At 67.7% G+C, this 17,117-nt stretch carries 15 protein-coding genes; 9 read left to right on the plus strand and 6 right to left on the minus strand.

Annotated features, from left to right (window positions below):
• The first annotated feature begins 80 nt into the window (after positions 1 to 80).
• From FJU31_RS00840 to FJU31_RS00850, 3 genes are all read left to right on the plus strand, one after another.
• Positions 81 to 2,825, plus strand: a complete 2,745-nt coding sequence (locus FJU31_RS00840) for a TonB-dependent receptor (RefSeq protein WP_150453091.1) — start codon at positions 81 to 83, stop codon at positions 2,823 to 2,825.
• 70 nt (positions 2,826 to 2,895) lie between these two features.
• Positions 2,896 to 3,855, plus strand: coding sequence for a pectinesterase family protein (locus FJU31_RS00845; RefSeq protein ID WP_150453092.1), 960 nt, complete (start codon positions 2,896 to 2,898; stop codon positions 3,853 to 3,855).
• A gap of 364 nt (positions 3,856 to 4,219) precedes the next feature.
• Positions 4,220 to 4,651, plus strand: a complete 432-nt coding sequence (locus tag FJU31_RS00850; RefSeq protein ID WP_150453093.1) for a CBS domain-containing protein — start codon at positions 4,220 to 4,222, stop codon at positions 4,649 to 4,651.
• 90 nt (positions 4,652 to 4,741) lie between these two features.
• Here FJU31_RS00850 and FJU31_RS00855 read toward each other — a convergent pair whose 3' ends face one another.
• Positions 4,742 to 5,170, minus strand: a complete 429-nt coding sequence (locus FJU31_RS00855; protein WP_150453094.1) for a VOC family protein — start codon at positions 5,168 to 5,170, stop codon at positions 4,742 to 4,744.
• Positions 5,171 to 5,240: 70 nt separating this feature from the next.
• Positions 5,241 to 5,759: a lactoylglutathione lyase gene (gene gloA, locus FJU31_RS00860; RefSeq protein WP_150453095.1), complete on the minus strand. Its 519-nt coding sequence runs from the start codon at positions 5,757 to 5,759 to the stop codon at positions 5,241 to 5,243.
• 125 nt (positions 5,760 to 5,884) lie between these two features.
• On the opposite strand from gloA, the gene FJU31_RS00865 reads away from it, so the two are divergent.
• A complete protein-coding gene (locus FJU31_RS00865) occupies positions 5,885 to 6,997 on the plus strand; it encodes a PLP-dependent cysteine synthase family protein (protein ID WP_150453096.1) in 1,113 nt (370 codons plus the stop codon).
• A gap of 246 nt (positions 6,998 to 7,243) precedes the next feature.
• Here the strand turns inward: FJU31_RS00865 and FJU31_RS00870 are convergent, their stop codons facing one another.
• Positions 7,244 to 7,648 (minus strand): hypothetical protein, encoded by a 405-nt coding sequence (locus tag FJU31_RS00870; RefSeq protein WP_150453097.1) that lies wholly within the window; start codon positions 7,646 to 7,648, stop codon positions 7,244 to 7,246.
• 163 nt (positions 7,649 to 7,811) lie between these two features.
• Here FJU31_RS00870 and FJU31_RS00875 point away from each other — a divergent pair, with 163 nt between their 5' ends.
• Positions 7,812 to 9,890 carry a M3 family metallopeptidase gene (locus FJU31_RS00875; RefSeq protein WP_150453098.1) on the plus strand — a complete coding sequence of 693 codons (2,079 nt, stop codon included), beginning with the start codon at positions 7,812 to 7,814 and terminating at the stop codon, positions 9,888 to 9,890.
• Positions 9,891 to 10,005: 115 nt separating this feature from the next.
• Here the strand turns inward: FJU31_RS00875 and FJU31_RS00880 are convergent, their stop codons facing one another.
• Both FJU31_RS00880 and FJU31_RS00885 read right to left on the minus strand, forming a co-directional pair.
• Complete coding sequence (locus FJU31_RS00880) at positions 10,006 to 10,809, minus strand: SDR family oxidoreductase (RefSeq protein WP_150453099.1); 804 nt, start codon at positions 10,807 to 10,809, stop codon at positions 10,006 to 10,008.
• Positions 10,806 to 11,372, minus strand: coding sequence for a DUF1415 domain-containing protein (locus FJU31_RS00885; RefSeq protein ID WP_150453100.1), 567 nt, complete (start codon positions 11,370 to 11,372; stop codon positions 10,806 to 10,808). The genes FJU31_RS00880 and FJU31_RS00885 overlap by 4 nt, the downstream gene beginning before the upstream one ends.
• Positions 11,373 to 11,567: 195 nt before the next feature.
• Here FJU31_RS00885 and FJU31_RS00890 point away from each other — a divergent pair, with 195 nt between their 5' ends.
• The 3 genes from FJU31_RS00890 to FJU31_RS00900 all read left to right on the plus strand — a co-directional run bounded on the left by FJU31_RS00890 (position 11,568) and on the right by FJU31_RS00900 (position 15,377).
• Complete coding sequence (locus FJU31_RS00890) at positions 11,568 to 13,034, plus strand: benzaldehyde dehydrogenase (protein ID WP_150453101.1); 1,467 nt, start codon at positions 11,568 to 11,570, stop codon at positions 13,032 to 13,034.
• Positions 13,035 to 13,051: 17 nt separating this feature from the next.
• Positions 13,052 to 14,179 carry an NAD(P)-dependent alcohol dehydrogenase gene (locus FJU31_RS00895; RefSeq protein WP_150453102.1) on the plus strand — a complete coding sequence of 376 codons (1,128 nt, stop codon included), beginning with the start codon at positions 13,052 to 13,054 and terminating at the stop codon, positions 14,177 to 14,179.
• 106 nt (positions 14,180 to 14,285) lie between these two features.
• Entirely contained in the window at positions 14,286 to 15,377 is a 1,092-nt protein-coding gene (locus FJU31_RS00900) for a helix-turn-helix domain-containing protein (protein WP_150453103.1), read from the plus strand.
• A gap of 210 nt (positions 15,378 to 15,587) precedes the next feature.
• Here the strand turns inward: FJU31_RS00900 and FJU31_RS00905 are convergent, their stop codons facing one another.
• The gene (locus FJU31_RS00905) at positions 15,588 to 16,070 is read right to left on the minus strand and encodes a YajQ family cyclic di-GMP-binding protein (RefSeq protein WP_079223459.1); all 483 of its coding nucleotides are present in this window, start codon (positions 16,068 to 16,070) and stop codon (positions 15,588 to 15,590) included.
• A gap of 91 nt (positions 16,071 to 16,161) precedes the next feature.
• Here FJU31_RS00905 and FJU31_RS00910 point away from each other — a divergent pair, with 91 nt between their 5' ends.
• The gene (locus FJU31_RS00910) at positions 16,162 to 17,058 is read left to right on the plus strand and encodes a DMT family transporter (protein WP_150453104.1); all 897 of its coding nucleotides are present in this window, start codon (positions 16,162 to 16,164) and stop codon (positions 17,056 to 17,058) included.
• Positions 17,059 to 17,117: the final 59 nt, after the last annotated feature.

Raw genomic sequence — 17,117 nt, forward strand, 5'->3', positions numbered from 1 at the left:
CTGCTACGTTTCGTGTCCCCCGGTGTCATATCTTGATCGGCACCCTCGACCGCCAGTAGCAGTGATTGCAAGGGATTTTCATGACGCACAGGCTGAATGTTAAAAAGACACCGGTTACCTTGACCGCCAGCGCGCTGGCCAGTGCCGTGCTACTGGCTCTGGCCGGCCCCGCTGCCGCACAGGACACCGCCGCGGCCAACCCCACCGAACTGGATGCGGTGACGGTGACCGGCTACCGCGCCAGCGTGGAGAAGGCGCTGGACATCAAGCGCTCGGAGAAGGGCATGGTCGATGCGGTGGTGGCCGAGGACATCGCCAACTTCCCCGATCTCAACCTGGCCGAATCGCTGCAGCGCATCCCCGGCGTGACCATCACCCGCGACGCCGGCGAAGGCCGCAACATCTCCGTGCGCGGCCTCGGCCCGGATTTCACCCGCGTGCGCATCAACGGCCTGGAAGCGCTGACCACCGTCGGCGGCTCCGACCAGTCCGGCGGCACCAACCGCAGCCGTGGTTTCGACTTCAACGTGTTCGCCTCGGACCTGTTTTCGCAGCTGATCGTGCGCAAGACCGCCTCGGCCGACGTGGAAGAGGGCTCGCTGGGCGCCACCGTGGACCTGCGCACCGCGCGCCCTTTCGACTACGACGGCTTCACCTTCGCGGCGAGCGGGCAGGGCAGCTTCAATGATCTTTCCGAGAAGGCCAGCCCGCGTGCGGCCGCGCTGATCGCCGATACCTGGGCCGACGGGCGCTTCGGTGGCCTGCTGTCGGTGGCCTATTCCGAACGCCGCGTGCGCGAGGAAGGCAGCAACACCGGCCGCTGGTACAGCGCCAGCAGTAACGGTGGCTTCAGCCCCAGCTCGCCGTTCACCGCCGGCCTGGCCGATGGCGTGTGGCACCCGTATTTCCCGCGTTACACGCTGCTGGAACACGACCAGAAGCGCCTGGGCGTGACCGCATCGCTGCAGTGGAAGCCGACCGACAACACCGAGTTCGCGCTGGACGCGCTGTATTCGAAGATCGATACCGTGCGCAGCGAGAAGTACATCGAGGCGATCTCGTTTGCCTACTCGGCGCAGAAGCAGAACATGGTGCTGCGCGACGGCTACATCGACCCCACTTCCGGCGCGCTGCTGTACGGCCTGTTCGATGGCGCCGGCGTGCGCTCCGAACAGCGTCGTGATGAGTGGAGCACCGAGTTCAAGCAGGTGTCATTGAGTGGCGAACATCGCTTCAGCGATGCGTTCAAGGTCAATCTGCTGGTCGGCCACTCGAAATCCGAGCACGCCAACCCGGTGCAGACCACGCTGATCATGGACAAGGCCAACGTGTCCGGCTACAGCTACGATTTCCGCGACAGCGTCACCCGCCCAACCTTCAACTACGGCATCGACCCCACCGACACCAGCGGCTGGACCCTGGCCGAAGTGCGCCTGCGCCCGCAGTACGCCAGCAACAGCTTCGACAACGGCGCGCTGGATTTCACCTGGAACTTCGGCCCGTCGTTCACCCTGCGGGGCGGCCTGCTCGCCAAGGACTATACGTTCGACACCAGCGAGTACCGCCGGCGGAGCGAAACCGTGGTGCCGGCCTTCGCCGATGGCAGCTACACCGTGCCGGCGGCACTGGTGGACATCGCCCGCCTGGGCGGCGTGGCCGGCTCGCCCGATGCCTGGGCCGTGCCCGACCTGGCCGCGTTGTCGCAGCTGCTGGGCATCTACAGCGGGCAGGGCATCTACCAGCTGTACGAACGCAACGCGACCCGCCGCAGCGTGGAAGAACGTGACCGCGGCGCGTGGCTGATGGGCGAGTTCGGCTTCGATGTCGGCAGCGTGCCGGTGTCGGGCAACGTGGGCGTGCGCCGGGTCAAGACCACCCAGTCCTCCACTGGCTACTCCACCGTGGATGGCGCGATGGTGCTGACCCATGTCTCGCGCGACTACACCGATACGCTGCCGTCGCTGAACCTGGTGGCCGAGCTGGCACCGGACCTGATGCTGCGCTTCGGTGCGGCCAAGGTGATGGCACGCCCCGGCCTGTCCTCGCTGACCCCGGGTACGACGCTGAGCCTGTCCAGCGGCCACCGCTACGTCAACGGCGGCAACCCGAACCTGGACCCGATCCGCGCACGCACGCTGGACCTGGGCGTGGAGTGGTACTTCCAGGAAGGCGGACTGCTCGGCCTGGCGCTGTTCCACAAGGACATCGAAAGCTTCGTGCAGGGCACCAGCACGGTCATGCCGTTCAGTGCCAGCGGCCTGCCGGCCAGCCTGCTCGATGGCACCGGCGTGTCGCCCAATGAAGACTTCACCTTCACCCGTCCGTTGAATACGCCCGGTGGCGACCTCAAGGGGGCCGAGTTCAACTATGTGCAGCCCTTCAGCTTCCTGCCGGGGCGCTGGAGCAACCTGGGCCTGCAGCTGAACTACACCTGGGTCGATTCGCAGATCCAGTACCTGACCTCCACCGGTGCGGCCTCGCTGAAGACCGACCTGACCGGCCTGTCGAAGAATTCGTACAACAGCACGCTGTTCTACGAAGGCGAGAAGCTGGGTGCGCGCGTGTCCTACACCCATCGCGACGGCTATTACACCCAGGTGCCGGCCAGCGTGCAGGGCTTCAGTTTCCACGGCATGGATGCGGTGGACACGGTGGATGCCTCGATCAGCTGGAAGATCGACGACCATCTGGAAGTCAGCCTGGAAGGCATCAACCTGACCAATGAAACCAGCAACGAGTGGGTGGGTACCTCGGCGTGGAAACTGCCGCTGACCTACACCCAGACCGGCCGCGAATTCCTGCTCGGCCTGCGCTACAAGTTCTGATCGTTGCCCCTGGATCGCGGCCGGGCTGCTGTGCCGGCCGCGCGTTGTCCCCTTGCCCGCAGGATGCCGCATGCCGCGCTCACGCTTGTTTTTCCTTCCCCTGGCCGGCCTGCTGATGCTGGCCGCACTGCCGGCTGCCGCGCGCGACTGGGTGGTGGCCGCCGATGGCAGCGGCGACTACCGCAGCGTGCAGGCGGCCATCGATGCGGTGCCCGATGGCAACCGCACGCGCCAGGTCATCGTGCTGCGCGAAGGGCTGTACCGCGGCGTGGTGAAGGTGCCGAAGGAAAAGAGCCGGGTAACGCTGCGCGGGGCCGGCGCCGGCGCGTCCATCCTCAGCTGGAACAACTACGCCGACCTGGTCGATCCAGCCACCGGCAAGGCGATGCGCACCAGTGGCTCGGCCACGGTGTACGTGTATGGCGATGAGTTCATCGCCGAAGACCTGACCATCGAGAACACCGCCGGCAACGTCGGCCAGGCACTGGCGCTGTATGCCGCACCGCCGCGCGGCGGCTTCCGCAACGTGCGCCTGCTCGGCAACCAGGACACGCTGTACACGCACGAAGGCAGCGTGCTGCACTTCAAGGACTGCTACATCGAAGGTACGGTGGATTTCATCTTCGGTGCGGCCACCGCGCTGTTCGATGACTGCACGATCATGTCGAAGGGCGAGCTGGGCTGGGTGACCGCAGCATCCACGCCGGAAGGGCAGCGCTTCGGTTACGTCTTCCGTCGCGCGCTGCTGCGTGGCGAAGGCGCGGGCACCGCCTACCTGGGCCGGCCGTGGCGGCCGTTCGCGCGCACAGTGTTCCTGCAGTCCAACCTGGGCCCGCACATCGTGCAGGCCGGCTGGCACAACTGGGACAAGCCCGATGCCGAACGTACCACTTACTACGGCGAGTTCGGCAGCGTCGGTGCCGGTGCCTCACCGGAGGAACGCGTGGCTTGGTCGCATCACCTGTCCGGTGACGAGGCCGCGCAGTACACCACTGAGGCGGTGCTCGGCAGCTGGCGGCCGTTCCCCTGACTTTGCATGGTTGGGTGGCTGCGCGTACGTCGGCCGCGCGGGTGCGAACTTGAGCGGCTTGAGAGGGCTGTATTCAGCGCCGGTTTTGCCGCAGGTGCGATTCTCGGAATCGTCGACAGGTTCCACGACGAAGCGTCCCATCGGTGCCGGTAGTGGCCGCGCGGGGCAGTCGTAGAATCGAATCGTCCGAGGCCCCTGCGGGTTTTCCTTCACCGGCCTCGTTCGCGTTGCAGCACCGTGCTGGCCGATGCAGTTCCGCGGCCGCACCGTGCGCCAGACGTGCGCTGAAAGGTCTGTTCCCGGGGAGGGGGCGATTCGGAAGAGCACACTTTTTGACTTCAGTGACCTGCACCAGGAAACAAGAATGAACGTCCGCGAACTCCTGCAATCCAAGAAAGAAGCTGTCATCACCATCGATTCGGAAGACACCATCGGTGCCGCCGCCCACAAGATGAGCGCGAATAAAATCGCTGCCCTGGTGGTGATCAAGGACGGGGTGCCGGTCGGCATCATCTCCGAGAAGGACATCGTGCGCAGCCTGGCCGACGACGGCCCGCAGGCCGGCCGCCGGGTGATCTCCACCGTGCCGACCACTGGCCTGGAAGGCATTGCGCCGGAAGCCACCCTGAAGCAGGTCATGTCGCTGATGACGTACTCGCGTCGCCGCCACCTGATGGTCACCGATGGCAACACGCTGGTCGGCATCCTCAGCCTGGGCGATATCGTGAAGAACCTGCTGGGCGAGCTGGAGCTGGAAAAGGCCGTACTGCAGGACATCTACATGGCCGCCCACTGAGGCGACCGTGCAGGACGGACGAAGCCGGGCATTGCCCGGCTTCTTCGTTGGTAGCGCCGGGCCATGCCCGGCGAGCGCGCAGCGCGGCAATCAGAAGCTGACTTTCACCGAATCGGCGCTGTAGGTCGCCGGGCCGTGGTAGACCACTTCGATGTTGTTGCCATCGGGGTCGAGCACGAAGGCGCCGTAGTAACCCGGGTGGTAGGGCCGCTCGCCCGGCGCGCCGTTGTCGGTGCCACCTGCCGCCAGTGCAGCAGTGTGGAAGGCATCCACCGTGGCCGCATCACGCGCCTGGAACGCCAGGTGATGGCGTCCGGTCAGCTGGCCGGCGGCGGCCTCGCTGCTGGCGGTGGAAATGAACAGTTCGTCGGCCCAGAAATAATCCGGGCCTTCGCCGGCGATGGGGATGCCGATGGCATCGAACACAGCCTGGTAGAAGCGGCGGCTGGCGGCCAGGTCACGCACCACCAGCTGCAGGTGGTCGATCAGGCGCCCGCGATGCAGTTCCATCGTTTCCATGCGTACCTCTTCAGAAGGGGACCGCTCTGGTAGCGCCGGGCCAGGCCCGGCGGGCGCCTGGCGCGGCCGGTCAGGCGTTGGCGATGATCTCGACCCAGTAGCCGTCCGGGTCCTTGATGAAGGCAATGTTCTTCATGCGGCCATCGGTCAGGCGCTTCTGGAACGGCACGCCGAGGTCTTCGAAGCGCTGGCAGGCCGATTCCAGTTCCGGCACCGACACGCAGATGTGGCCGAAGCCGCGCGGGTCGCTGTTGCCGTCGTGGTAGACCGGGCCATCCTGGGTCTCGGTGCCGTGGTTGTGGGTCAGTTCCAGCACGCCCGGCAGGCCGGCCATCCACACGCGGCGGGTGGCATCGTCTTCCGGCACGGCCACGCCGGCCGGCACGTAGGCCAGGAAGTATAGGCTGAACTGGGCTTCGGCGAAGTCACGCTTGTCGATCAGCTGGTAGCCGAGCACGCGGGTGTAGAAGTCCAGCGAGGCGGTGATGTCCTTGACCCGCAGCATGGTGTGGTTGAACACGAAGCCGTGGGTCTCGGCCGGGGCCTGGGCAGCCACGCCGGGAACATCGCGCAGGGCGGGAAGGGTCATGGGGGAAGGTCCTTCAGACAAGGCCGTGATGGCCGGATGGCGTCATTCTACCGGCCGCCACCTGACGGCACTGCGACGTACAATGGACCGATCGCACCGTTCCGTCCTGACAACGATTGCCCGCCATGTCGCAGCGTGAATGGGTGGCCGCCGCCATCCGCAAGATCGAAGCCGATTTCAACCGTTCCGCCGATACCCACCTGATCCCGCTGGCGCTGCCCGGGTTCGAAGGCATCGACGTGTATCTCAAGGATGAATCGAGCCACCCCACCGGCAGCCTCAAGCACCGCCTGGCGCGCTCGCTGTTCCTGTACGCGCTGGCCAATGGCTGGCTGCGCGAGGGACGGCCGGTGATCGAGGCGTCCAGTGGCTCGACCGCGGTGTCCGAAGCCTACTTCGCGCGCCTGCTCGGCCTGCCGTTCATTGCGGTGATGCCGGCCACCACCTCGCCGGAAAAGATCGCCGCGATCGAATTCCACGGCGGCCGCTGCCACCTGGTCGAGCGCGCCTGCGACCTCAACTGCGATTCGGAACGGCTGGCCCGCGAGACCGGCGGCCACTTCATGGACCAGTTCACCTACGCCGAGCGGGCCACCGACTGGCGCGCCAACAACAACATCGCCGAATCCATCTTCAAGCAGATGGCCGAGGAGCCCAGCCCGATCCCGGAATGGATCGTGTGCAGCCCCGGCACCGGTGGCACCGCGGCCACGCTTGGCCGTTACGTCAGCTACCGGCGGCACGATACGCGCATTCTCTGCGCGGACCCGGAAGTATCGGTGTTCTTCGACGGCTACCAGGCCGCCGTGGCCGGCCAGCCGGACTGGCGCGCGCTGACCTGCAGCGGCGGTTCGCGGGTGGAAGGCATCGGCCGGCCGCGGGTGGAATCGAGCTTCATCCCGACCAGCGTCGATGCGATGGTAAAGGTGCCCGATGCACTCAGCCTGGCGGCGATGCGCCATGTCAGCCGCCAGATCGGCCGTCGCGTCGGCGGCTCCACCGGCACCAACTTCATCGGCGTGCTGCAGGCCGCGCAGTGGATGCATGAGGCTGGCCACCAGGGCAGCATCGTCAGCATCCTGTGCGATGCCGGCGAGCGCTATGCGCACAGTTACTACGACCCCGCGTGGTACGGCCGCCAGGGCATCGACGTGGACGGCGCCGACGCGCAGCTGGCCGCGGCCGTGGCCGGGCAGGGCCTGCCCGCATTGCCGTGGTGCAGCCTGGAAGCGTTGTAGACACAACGGGGCAGGGGCAACGGGGTAGAGTCGACTGTCAGTCGACTGCTCTCCGTTCAGATCGCGAAACCCTCGCGAAAGCCGGCCGGTAGAGTCGACTGTCAGTCGACTGCTCTCCGTTCAGATCGCGAAACCCTCGCGCTGTGCGCGATAGTCGACTGACAGTCGACTCTACCGTTCACCGTTCACCGTTCCCCGTTCCCCGTTCCCCGTTCCCCGTTCCCGGTTCCCGGTTCTACGGGCCGCTCAATACCCCGCGTCCATGAATGCATCGAGCAGCGTGTCACGCAGGGCATCGGGCAGGGCCTCGATGTCCATCGCGCGGTCGTCCAGGTGCAGGTGCGGATCCAGCACGCTGGCGCGGCCCTGGGCCAGCGCCTTCAGCCACAGCAGCACGCAGATCACGAACTCGCGCTCGTGGCCGGGCTGCAGGCGGCTGGCACCGCGTTCGATCACTTCGAACGGGTACCACTCCTGCGTCTCGCTGAGCCGGCCCCTTTGGCGTTGCAGGGCCTTCAGCTGATCCAGGTGGCGCGGTGCATCGTCGCCGACATCGCACAGCGCGGCGATCCAGGACAGCTCGTCCGTGGTGGCGGTCAACGCCAATGAACGGGCGGATGACGCGGTGGAGCTTGGAGCCAGACCTTCCATGTGGGCCTCCTCATGACGTACCGCTGCGGTCTCCCCCGCAGTTCCAGCTTCGGCGCGGACCTGTAAGGCCGACGTGAATGCCGGGGTTCGGTGGAAAGCTCCATCCACGCATGGCGTGGATCTACTGGAGATGCCCCTTGTCTGGCGGCCCGGCCAGCGCCATATGAACAGGGATGCCCGCCTGCCGGGCCCGTTTCCTTGGAGATCTGCCGTGACCGATGCCAACCCCCTGCTCGATGCTTCCGGCCTGCCGCCCTTCGAGGCGATCCGCCCCGAGCACGTGGCGCCGGCGCTGGACGTGCTGCTGGCCGACGCCGAAGCAGCCGTCAAAACGGCAGAGCAGGTGCAGCCGGTGCGCTGGGAGACCTTCGTGACCCCGCTGGACGATGCCACCGAACGCCTGTGGCGCGCCTGGGGCCTGGTCGGCCACCTGCAGGGCGTGGTCAACACCCCAGAGCTGCGCGAGGCCTACAACAGCAACCTGCCGCGGGTGACCCGCTTCGCCAGCGCGCTGGGCCAGAACCTGGCGCTGTACCGCCAGTACCAAGCGCTGGCCGCCAGCCCGGAAGCGGCCAGCTTCGATGAGGCCCGCCGCAAGGTGCTGGACAACACCCTGCGTGATTTCCGCCTGGGCGGTGCAGAGTTGGACGCCGACGCCCAGCAGCGTTTCGCCGCGATCAAGGAGGAGCTGTCGGCGCTGTCGGCCAGGTTCTCGCAGAACGTGCTCGACGCCACCGATGCCTGGTCGCTGATCGTGGAAGACGAAGCGCGCTTGGCCGGCGTGCCGGACGACGTCAAGGGCGCCGCCCGCGCCGCCGCTGAAAAGGACGGCAAGCCCGGCTGGAAACTGACACTGCAGATGCCGTGCTACCTGCCGGTGCAGACCTGGGGCGAAGACCGCGACCTGCGCGAGATCCTGTACCGCGCCAGCGCGCAGCGTGCATCCGAATTTGGCGATGAAACGCTGGACAACGGCGCCAACATCGACCGCATCCTCGCCCTGCGCGCTGAACTGGCCGTGCTGCTGGGCTTTGCCTCCTACGCCGATTATTCGGTGGCCACCAAGATGGCGCAGGACCCGGCCGAAGTGCTGGCCTTCCTGCGTGACCTGGCCGTGCGTGCCAAGCCATTCGCCGGCAAGGACCGCGCCGAGCTGGAACAGTTCGCCCGTGAGCAGCTGGGCATCGACAGCCTGCAGGCCTGGGACCTGGCGTTCGCCGCCGACCGCCTGAAGCAGGCGCGCTACAGCTATTCCGAGCAGGAAGTGAAGCAGTACTTCACCGAGCCGAAGGTGCTCGGCGGCCTGTTCTCGGTGATCGAGCAGCTGTACGGCCTGCGTGTGCAGGAAGACAGCGCGCCGGTGTGGCACGAGGACGTGCGCTTCTTCCGCCTGGTCGATGGGCAGGGCGCGCTGGTGGGCCAGTTCTACCTCGACCTGTACGCGCGCGAAGGCAAGCGCGGTGGTGCGTGGATGGATGATTGCCGCAACCGCCGCGAGCGTGCCGATGGCAGCGTGCAGACGCCGCTGGTCTACCTGGTGTGCAACTTCGGCCGCGGCGCCAACGGCAAGCCGGCCACCTTCAGCCACAACGAAGTGACCACGCTGTTCCATGAAATGGGCCACGGCCTGCACCAGCTGCTGACCCGCATCGGCGAACTCGGCGTGGCCGGCATCAACGGCGTGGAGTGGGATGCGGTGGAGCTGCCCAGCCAGTTCATGGAGAACTTCTGCTGGGAATGGGACCACCTGCAGGGCATGACCGCGCACGTGGACACGGGCGAGCCGCTGCCGCGCGCGCTGTACGAGCGCATGCTGGCGGCGCGCAATTTCCACAGCGGCATGGCCACCGTGCGCCAGCTGGAATTCGGCCTGTTCGACATGCTGATCCACAGCCAGTTCGAACCGGCGCAGGACAGCGTGCTGGCGCTGCTGGATCGCGTGCGCAGCGAAGTGGCGGTGAACCATCCGCCGGCCTGGAATCGCTTCCCGCACCAGTTCAGCCACATCTTCGCTGGCGGCTATGCGGCCGGTTACTACAGCTACAAGTGGGCCGAGGTGCTCAGCGCCGATGCCTATGCGGCGTTCGAAGAAGCGCCGGAGGCGATGGCTGAAACTGGTGCGCGCTTCCGCGACGAGATCCTCTCGCGCGGCGGCAGCCGTCCGGCGGCTGAGAACTTCAAGGCGTTCCGCGGCCGCGCGCCGCAGATCGACGCGTTGCTGCGCCATTCGGGCATGGCGTAAACGCAAAAAAACGCCGTGCATCCGGGTAGCGCCGGGCCATGCCCGGCGAGCGCGCGGCGCAGCGCGGCGCGGCAAAAAGAGCCGCCGGGCATGGCCCGGCGCTACCGCGCAGCGGTCATTCGGCGTAGATCATCTTCCGGGTCATGCCGCCGTCGACGATGAAATCCTGGCCGGTGCTGAAGCCGGACAGCGACGACAGCAGGTACACCGCCAGTGCGCCGATGTCCTCGGGTTCGCCCACGCGGCCGACCGGGTGCTGGCCGTGGTCGGTGGCCGAATAGTCCGGCGCATGCCGGCGCGAGGGCGCCTGCCAAGCCGTGGTGGCGATCCAGCCGGGGCTGATGCTGTTCACCCGCACCGCGGGGCCAGCGCTGATCGCCAACGCATGGGTGAAGGCCACCAACCCACCCTTGGCCGCGGCATAGGCTTCGCTGTTCGCTTCGGACTGCCAGGCGCGGGTGGAGGCGACGTTGATGATCGAACCGGCCGCACTGGCCGCAAGTGCCGGCAGTGCGTGCTTGCTGCACAGGAACGCGCCATGCAGCGAGGACAGCCGCCGCTGCCACTCGTCCCACTCCATCTCCTGCAGCTCTGTGCCGTGCGGGCCGGCGATGCCGGCGTTGTTGACCAGGCCATCGATGCGGCCGAAACGCTGCTGCGCCGCGCCGATGAAGTCGCGCACGCTGGCTTCGTCGGCGATGTCCAGGCGCTGGAACGCGGCATCGTCGCCACGCTGCCATTCGTCCAGGCAGGCCTGGCCTGCTTCCACGTCCAGATCGCCGATCAGCACGCGGCCACCGGCGCCCAGCACGGCCTGCGCCACGCCGCGACCGATGCCGTTTGCACCGCCGGTAACCAGCACCACCTTGTCATGAAGCGGTGCCGCCGGCCACGCGGCGATGGGCGGGGCCGCGCTCATGACAGGTCTTCGCCGCGCAGGCGGCGGTGCCAGCCGGCCACGCCGATGCGGTCCAGGGTCTGGATGTTGCGCTCGACGATCACGTCCGGGTCCGGGAAGGCGTCCATCGCGCGTTCCACGCTTTCCTCGCGCAGCAGGTGCAGGGTGGGGAAGGGCGCGCGGTTGGTGTAGTTGCTGGCATCGTCGGCGGCCACGCCATCGAACTGGTAGTCCGGGTGGAAGCTGGCCACCTGCAGGATGCCCTGCAGGTCAAGTGCCTCGATGGCGGCGTCGGCGTTGTCGAGGAAATCGTTGTAGTCGAGGAAATCGGTCAGCACCTGCGGGTGCACGATCAGGGTGGTGTCGATCTGCTCGGCGGGGGTGTCGCGCAGCAGCACCAGTTCCTCGGCCAGCTGTTCAACCAGCGCCTCGGGCGTGGTCGCATCGCTGAGCACGAAGCGTACCTGGTCCTTCACGTAAACCGCCTTGGCGAACGGGCACAGGTTCAGGCCGATCACGATGCGCTCCAGCCACAGGCGGGTGGCGGCGATCGGGTCATCGGTGGGCAGGGCGGGGTCGGTCATGGCGGGCGCTTCGGCTGGCGGGGGCCGCCATTGTAGGCAGTCGCCCGCGGCTGCGTTGTTCACTGTCCACGCACTGGACAGTGGCGATGCTGGAAAGTCCCATCCATTCAAGCCCTTGCCGGGATCGCACCGATGGCCGATTGCGTGCGCGGCGGGCCGGGCGTGCAATGGACGAACGACACAGGAGGACACCTCATGACTGCATCTTCCCCGTGGCTGCCGGACGAACTCTGGTCCGGCGCCTTCTTCGACGGCCAGTGGCAGGCCGCCAGCCAGCGCCAGCCAGTGATCGAACCGGCCACCGGCCAGACCCTGGGCGAGGTCGGCCTGGCCGACGCCGCCCAGGTCGCCACCTCGGCCGTCGCCGCCGCGCAGGCCCAGCAGGCCTGGGCCGCCGCCCCCTATGAACAGCGTGCGCAGGTGCTGCGCCAGGCCGCGCGCCTGGCCGAAGACAACATCGACACCCTGGTGGACTGGCTGGTGCGCGAAAGCGGCTCGACCCGCCTCAAGGCCGGCTTCGAGGCCAAGGTGACCATCAAGGCCTTGCACGAAGCCGCCGCGCTGCCTTCGCGCAGCACCGGTGAAATCCTGCCCTCCGAACCGGGCCGGCTGAACCTGGCGCGGCGCCGTCCGCTGGGCGTGGTCGGGGTCATCTCGCCGTTTAATTTCCCGCTGTACCTGGCCATGCGCGCGGTGGCACCGGCGATTGCGCTCGGCAATGCCGTGGTACTCAAGCCCGACCCGCGCACCGCGGTGTGCGGTGGCGCGGTCATCGCCCGCCTGTTCGAACAGGCCGGGCTGCCGGCCGGCGTGCTGCACATGCTGCCCGGTGACGGCGCCGCCGGTGCCGCGCTGACCAGCGATCCGCACGTGGCGATGATCCAGTTCACCGGTTCCACCGCTGCAGGACGCAAGGTCGGCGAAGCGGCCGGCAAGCACCTGAAGAAGGTCTCGCTGGAACTGGGCGGCAAGAACTCGCTGATCATCCTCGACGATGCCGACCTCGACCTGGCCGTCGCCAACACTGCCTGGGGCGTGTACCTGCACCAGGGCCAGATCTGCATGGCCACCGGCCGCGTGCTGGTGCACAGGAAGATCCATGCTGCGTTCCTGGAAAAACTGGTGGCCAAGGCGAAGTCGCTGAAGGTCGGCGACCCGGCACGCGAAGACGTGGCGATCGGTCCGCTGATCAACGCCACCCAGCGCGACCACGCCGCCCGCGTGGTGGCTGACGCGGTCAAGGCCGGCGCCACGCTGGAAGCCGGCGGTACCCATCAGGACCTGTTCTTCGCGCCCACCGTGCTCGGCAACGTGGCCGCCGACAACCCGGCATTCCATGAAGAAATCTTCGCGCCGGTGGCCGTGGTGGTGCCGTTCGATGACGACGACCAGGCCGTGCAGTTGGCCAACGACAGCGAGTACGGCCTGTCGATGGCCATCGTGTCCAGCAACGTCGGCCGCGCGCTGAAGCTCGGCGAACGCCTGCGCACCGGCCTGCTGCATATCAACGACCAGACGGTGAACGACGAAGTGATCAATCCCTTCGGCGGCGTCGGTGCATCCGGCAACGGCACCAGCATCGGCGGCCCGGCCAACTGGGAAGAGTTCACCCAATGGCAGTGGTTGACCGTCAAGGGCGAAGCGCCCGCCTATCCGATCTGATCGAAGGAACCATCACGATGAACGACAACACCGCAACGCGTGAGATCACCGCCGCCGTGGTCCGCGGCAAGGAACAGCCCTTCGTCATCGAGCAGGCGCAGCTGCGCGGCCCGCAGGACGACGAGGTGCTGGTGAAGGTGGTGGCCACCGGCCTCTGCCACACCGACCTGATCGTGCGCGACCAGTACTACCCGGTGCCGCTGCCGGCGGTGCTCGGCCATGAAGGCGCCGGCATCGTCGAGGCCGTGGGCCCGAACGTGCGTGACCTGAAGGTGGGTGACCACGTGGTGCTGACCTACGGCGCCTGTGGCCACTGCAATCCCTGCCGCGGCGGCCACGGTGCCTACTGCAAGGATTTCTTCGGGCTCAACTTCGGCGGCGACGATGGCCACGGCCATACCGCCATCACCGATGCGGAGGGCCAGCCGCTGCACGACCACTTCTTCGCGCAGTCCTCGTTCGCCACTTTCGCCATCGCGCGCGAGATCAACGCGATCAAGGTACCCGACGACGCGCCGCTGGAACTGCTGGGCCCGCTGGGCTGCGGTATCCAGACCGGTGCTGGTGCGGTGCTCAATTCGCTGAAGGTGCGTTCGGGCAGCAGCTTCGCCAGCTACGGTGCCGGTGCGGTGGGTCTGAGTGCGGTGATGGCGGCCAAGGTGGCCGGTGCCACCACCATCATCGCCATCGATGTGGTGCCGTCGCGGCTGGAGCTGGCGCTGGAACTGGGTGCGACCCACGTGGTCAACAGCCGCGAGACCGATGTGATTGAAGCGGTGCGTGCGATCACCGGTGGCGGTGCGGATTTCTCGCTGGAATCCACCGGTCGCCCGGAAGTGTTGTCGGCCGGCATCGAGGCACTGGGCGGGCTGGGCATGATGGGCGTGGTGGGTGCGCCGAAGCTGGGCACCACGGCCAGCTTCGATGTGAACAACCTGCTGCTGGGCGGGCGCAGCATCCGCGGCATCGTCGAAGGCGACAGCGTGCCGCAGGTGTTCATTCCGCAGCTGGTGACGCTGTTCCTGCAGGGGCGGTTCCCGTTCGACAAGCTGGTGAAGTTCTATCCGCTGGAGCAGATCAACCAGGCGGCCGAGGACAGCACGCGCGGGATCACCCTGAAGCCGATCCTGCGGATCGCGGCGTAACGCCCGGTAGTGCCGGCCGCTGGCCGGCAACACTGCAGTTGATGAGTGCCGGCCGTTGGTCGGCACGGCTGCGCGGCCGTGCCGTGCGCGGGTGTACTCTGCTTCCATGATGGCCACGACAGTCGGGCAACAACAGCTGGTCGCCGCGCGTGCTGCGTTCGCGGAAGGCGATGTGCAGTCCTTGGCGGTGTTGCCGCTGCCGCTGCAGCACTCCTGGCAGCGTTCGCGCGCGGCCGGGGTGCAGCCGGGGCAGGAGCCTTATTACCCGCCGCTGCAGGGCGATGGCCTGCGCCTGCGCGATCCCGAAGACCGCCGCCTCGCGCGCTGCGTGCAGCCCGAACTGGAACAGCTGTGGGCCGCCTTCGGTGGGCGTGGCTGGACGATGTTCTGCGCCAACCGCGAGGGCCTGGTCATCGCCCAGCAGGCGCATGGCCTGGAGGATGCGCCGCTGCTGCGGCCGATCCAGGTCGGGCGGCGGCTGGGTGAGGCCGAGATCGGCACCACGGCGCCAGCGGTCAGCCTGGCCGATGACGTGCCCGCGCTGGTGCGTGGCAACGAACATTACCTGCAGCGCTTCGCGCCGGTGTTCTGCCTGAGCGAACCGTTGCACGACCTCGATGGCCAGGTCTGCGGGGCGATCGACATCACCGGGCTGGGCGAGCGTGATCCGGCGCTGCTGCAGGGCTACTTCCGGCAGGCCGCGCTGGCCAGTGAGAACCGGTTGTTCCAAGGCCTGGCCGATGTGCACCTGCTGGCCGTGCAGCACGATCCACGCTGGCTGGCCACGCCGCTGCAGGGGCTGCTGGCGGTGCAGGATGATGGGCAGCTGCGTGCCGCCAACCGCGTGGCACGCCGCCTGCTGGGCCTGCCGCGCCGCGGGCCGTTGCCGCTGCTGTCGATGGAGACGGTGTTTGCCGGTGCCAGTGCAGCGCAACGGCGTCGGCTGCTGCAGCCGGGGCCTGCACACCGGGTGCGGCTGGGCGAGGGTAGTGCGGTATACCTGCAGCACCTGCGCGCACCGCGTGCGCCTCGCACCCGGGTGGCGGCAGCACCGATGGCCGTGGCCGACGTGCCATTGCGCCAGCAGCAGCGCGAAGCCGCACGGCGTGCGGCGCAGGCGGCCGAAGGCAATCTCAGCCTGGCCGCCCGCCAGTTGGGGATCTCGCGCACCACGCTGTACAAGCTGCTGCGCGATTAGTTGAGCAGTCCGCCGGGCATGGCCCGGCGCTACCGCTGTAGCCTGGGGTGCGCCGGGTCATCCATCGCGCGCCGTTCCGGTAGCGCCGGGCCATGCCCGGCGGCATCCATCAGTCGCGCGATCCCCCCGGTAGCGCCGGGCCATGCCCGGCGGTGGGTCATCAGCCGCGCGATCCCCCGGGTAGCGCCGGGCCATGCCCGGCGGCATCCATCAATCGCGGAAGTTGTTGAACTGCAGCGGCAGCTCGAACTTGCCGGCCTTCAGCACCGCGATGGCGTCCTGCAGGTCGTCGCGCTTCTTGCCCTGCACGCGCAGCTTGTCGCCGTTGATCTGGCTTTCCACCTTCAGCTTCGCTTCCTTCAGGGCAGCGGCGATCTTCTTGGCGATCTTCTGCTCGATGCCCTGCTTGACGGTGATCTTCTGCCGGGCCTGGGCCAGGTTGGTCTCGATGTCGCCAAACTCCAGGCTCAGCACGTCGATGCCGCGCGCGGCCAGGCGGGCGCGCAGGATGTCGTTCATCTGCTTGAGCTGGAACTCGGTCGGTGCGGACTGGTTGATGACATCTCCCTCGCGCTCGAACTTGGCTTCCACGCCCTTGAAGTCGAAGCGGGTGGCCAGTTCGCGGTTGGCCTGGTCGATGGCGTTGGTCAGTTCGTGGGTGTCGACTTCGGACACGACGTCGAAGGAAGGCATGGGCGCGGCTCCGCGGAATTCAGTGGCCACCATTCTATCGCGGCACCCGTGCCCCGCGCCCGACGGGGCACGCGGTCGGCGATAATGGGCCATGAACGCGCAACGCTCCCCTTCGCGCGCGGTGACCTGGATGGTCGCCGCCGTGGCCTGCTTCTCGCTGATGGACGCCGGCATGAAACAGCTGTCGGCCAGCTACCCCTCGCTGGAGGTCACCTTCCTGCGTGGCGCGGCCTCGCTGCCCTTCGTGCTGGTGTGGGTGCTGGCCAGTGCCGGCCCGCGCTCACTCATTCCGCGCCGCTGGGGCCTGCACCTGCTGCGCGGCGGCCTGGGCATGGCGATGATCGGCTGCTTCGTTTATGCGTTGCGCGACCTGCCGCTGTCCACCGCCTACAGCATCTACTTTGTGGCCCCGCTGCTGATCGCCGCGCTGTCGGTGCCGCTGCTGGGCGAGCGGGTCGGGCCGCGCCGCTGGGTGGCCATCGGCGTCGGCCTGCTGGGCGTGATCGTGGTGCTGCGCCCGGGCGTGGAGGGCTTCATTTCCATCCCCGGCCTGATGGTGCTGGCCGCCGCCACCGCCTATGCCATCGCCGCGATCACCGTCAGCCTGCTGACTCGCACCGACACTTCGCAGTCGATGGTGGTCTGGTTCCTGGTCATCATGGCCATCGGTGCCGGCCTGCTGGCCTTGCCCGGCTGGGTGCCGCTGCAGCTGGCGCATGCGCCGCTGATCGCCGGCATGGGCCTGGCCGGCGCGCTGGGCCAGATCGCCCTGACCCGCGCCTTCCAGCTGGGCGAGGCGTCGATGATCGCGCCGCTGGAGTACAGCGGCCTGGTCTGGGTGATCGGTTGGGACCTGGCCTTCTGGGGCCAGCTGCCGGACGCCTGGACCTGGGCCGGCGCGGCGATCATCGTGGCCTCGGGCCTGTACCTGCTGCATCGCGAGCGCCTGAACCGGGTGCAGCCGCCGAAGCCGCTGGATCATCCGTAGAGTCGAGCGTGCTCGACTGTTTCGGTGGCCGGACGGAAAGCAGTCGAGCAAGCTCGACT

The organism is Stenotrophomonas cyclobalanopsidis (assembly GCF_008710035.1).
GTDB lineage: Bacteria > Pseudomonadota > Gammaproteobacteria > Xanthomonadales > Xanthomonadaceae > Stenotrophomonas > Stenotrophomonas cyclobalanopsidis.

What these genes read in the sequence shown, in the direction of transcription:
- FJU31_RS00895 (WP_150453102.1), top strand. Translation starts at nt 13,052, where the DNA reads ATGAACGACAACACCGCAACGCGTGAGATCACCGCCGCCGTGGTCCGC.
- FJU31_RS00905 (WP_079223459.1), bottom strand. Translation starts at nt 16,070, where the DNA reads ATGCCTTCCTTCGACGTCGTGTCCGAAGTCGACACCCACGAACTGACC.
- FJU31_RS00875 (WP_150453098.1), top strand. Translation starts at nt 7,812, where the DNA reads ATGAACAGGGATGCCCGCCTGCCGGGCCCGTTTCCTTGGAGATCTGCC.
- FJU31_RS00865 (WP_150453096.1), top strand. Translation starts at nt 5,885, where the DNA reads ATGTCGCAGCGTGAATGGGTGGCCGCCGCCATCCGCAAGATCGAAGCC.
- FJU31_RS00840 (WP_150453091.1), top strand. Translation starts at nt 81, where the DNA reads ATGACGCACAGGCTGAATGTTAAAAAGACACCGGTTACCTTGACCGCC.
- FJU31_RS00845 (WP_150453092.1), top strand. Translation starts at nt 2,896, where the DNA reads ATGCCGCGCTCACGCTTGTTTTTCCTTCCCCTGGCCGGCCTGCTGATG.
- FJU31_RS00880 (WP_150453099.1), bottom strand. Translation starts at nt 10,809, where the DNA reads ATGAGCGCGGCCCCGCCCATCGCCGCGTGGCCGGCGGCACCGCTTCAT.
- FJU31_RS00885 (WP_150453100.1), bottom strand. Translation starts at nt 11,372, where the DNA reads ATGACCGACCCCGCCCTGCCCACCGATGACCCGATCGCCGCCACCCGC.
- FJU31_RS00890 (WP_150453101.1), top strand. Translation starts at nt 11,568, where the DNA reads ATGACTGCATCTTCCCCGTGGCTGCCGGACGAACTCTGGTCCGGCGCC.
- gloA (WP_150453095.1), bottom strand. Translation starts at nt 5,759, where the DNA reads ATGACCCTTCCCGCCCTGCGCGATGTTCCCGGCGTGGCTGCCCAGGCC.
- FJU31_RS00900 (WP_150453103.1), top strand. Translation starts at nt 14,286, where the DNA reads ATGATGGCCACGACAGTCGGGCAACAACAGCTGGTCGCCGCGCGTGCT.
- FJU31_RS00910 (WP_150453104.1), top strand. Translation starts at nt 16,162, where the DNA reads ATGAACGCGCAACGCTCCCCTTCGCGCGCGGTGACCTGGATGGTCGCC.
- FJU31_RS00870 (WP_150453097.1), bottom strand. Translation starts at nt 7,648, where the DNA reads ATGGAAGGTCTGGCTCCAAGCTCCACCGCGTCATCCGCCCGTTCATTG.
- FJU31_RS00850 (WP_150453093.1), top strand. Translation starts at nt 4,220, where the DNA reads ATGAACGTCCGCGAACTCCTGCAATCCAAGAAAGAAGCTGTCATCACC.
- FJU31_RS00855 (WP_150453094.1), bottom strand. Translation starts at nt 5,170, where the DNA reads ATGGAAACGATGGAACTGCATCGCGGGCGCCTGATCGACCACCTGCAG.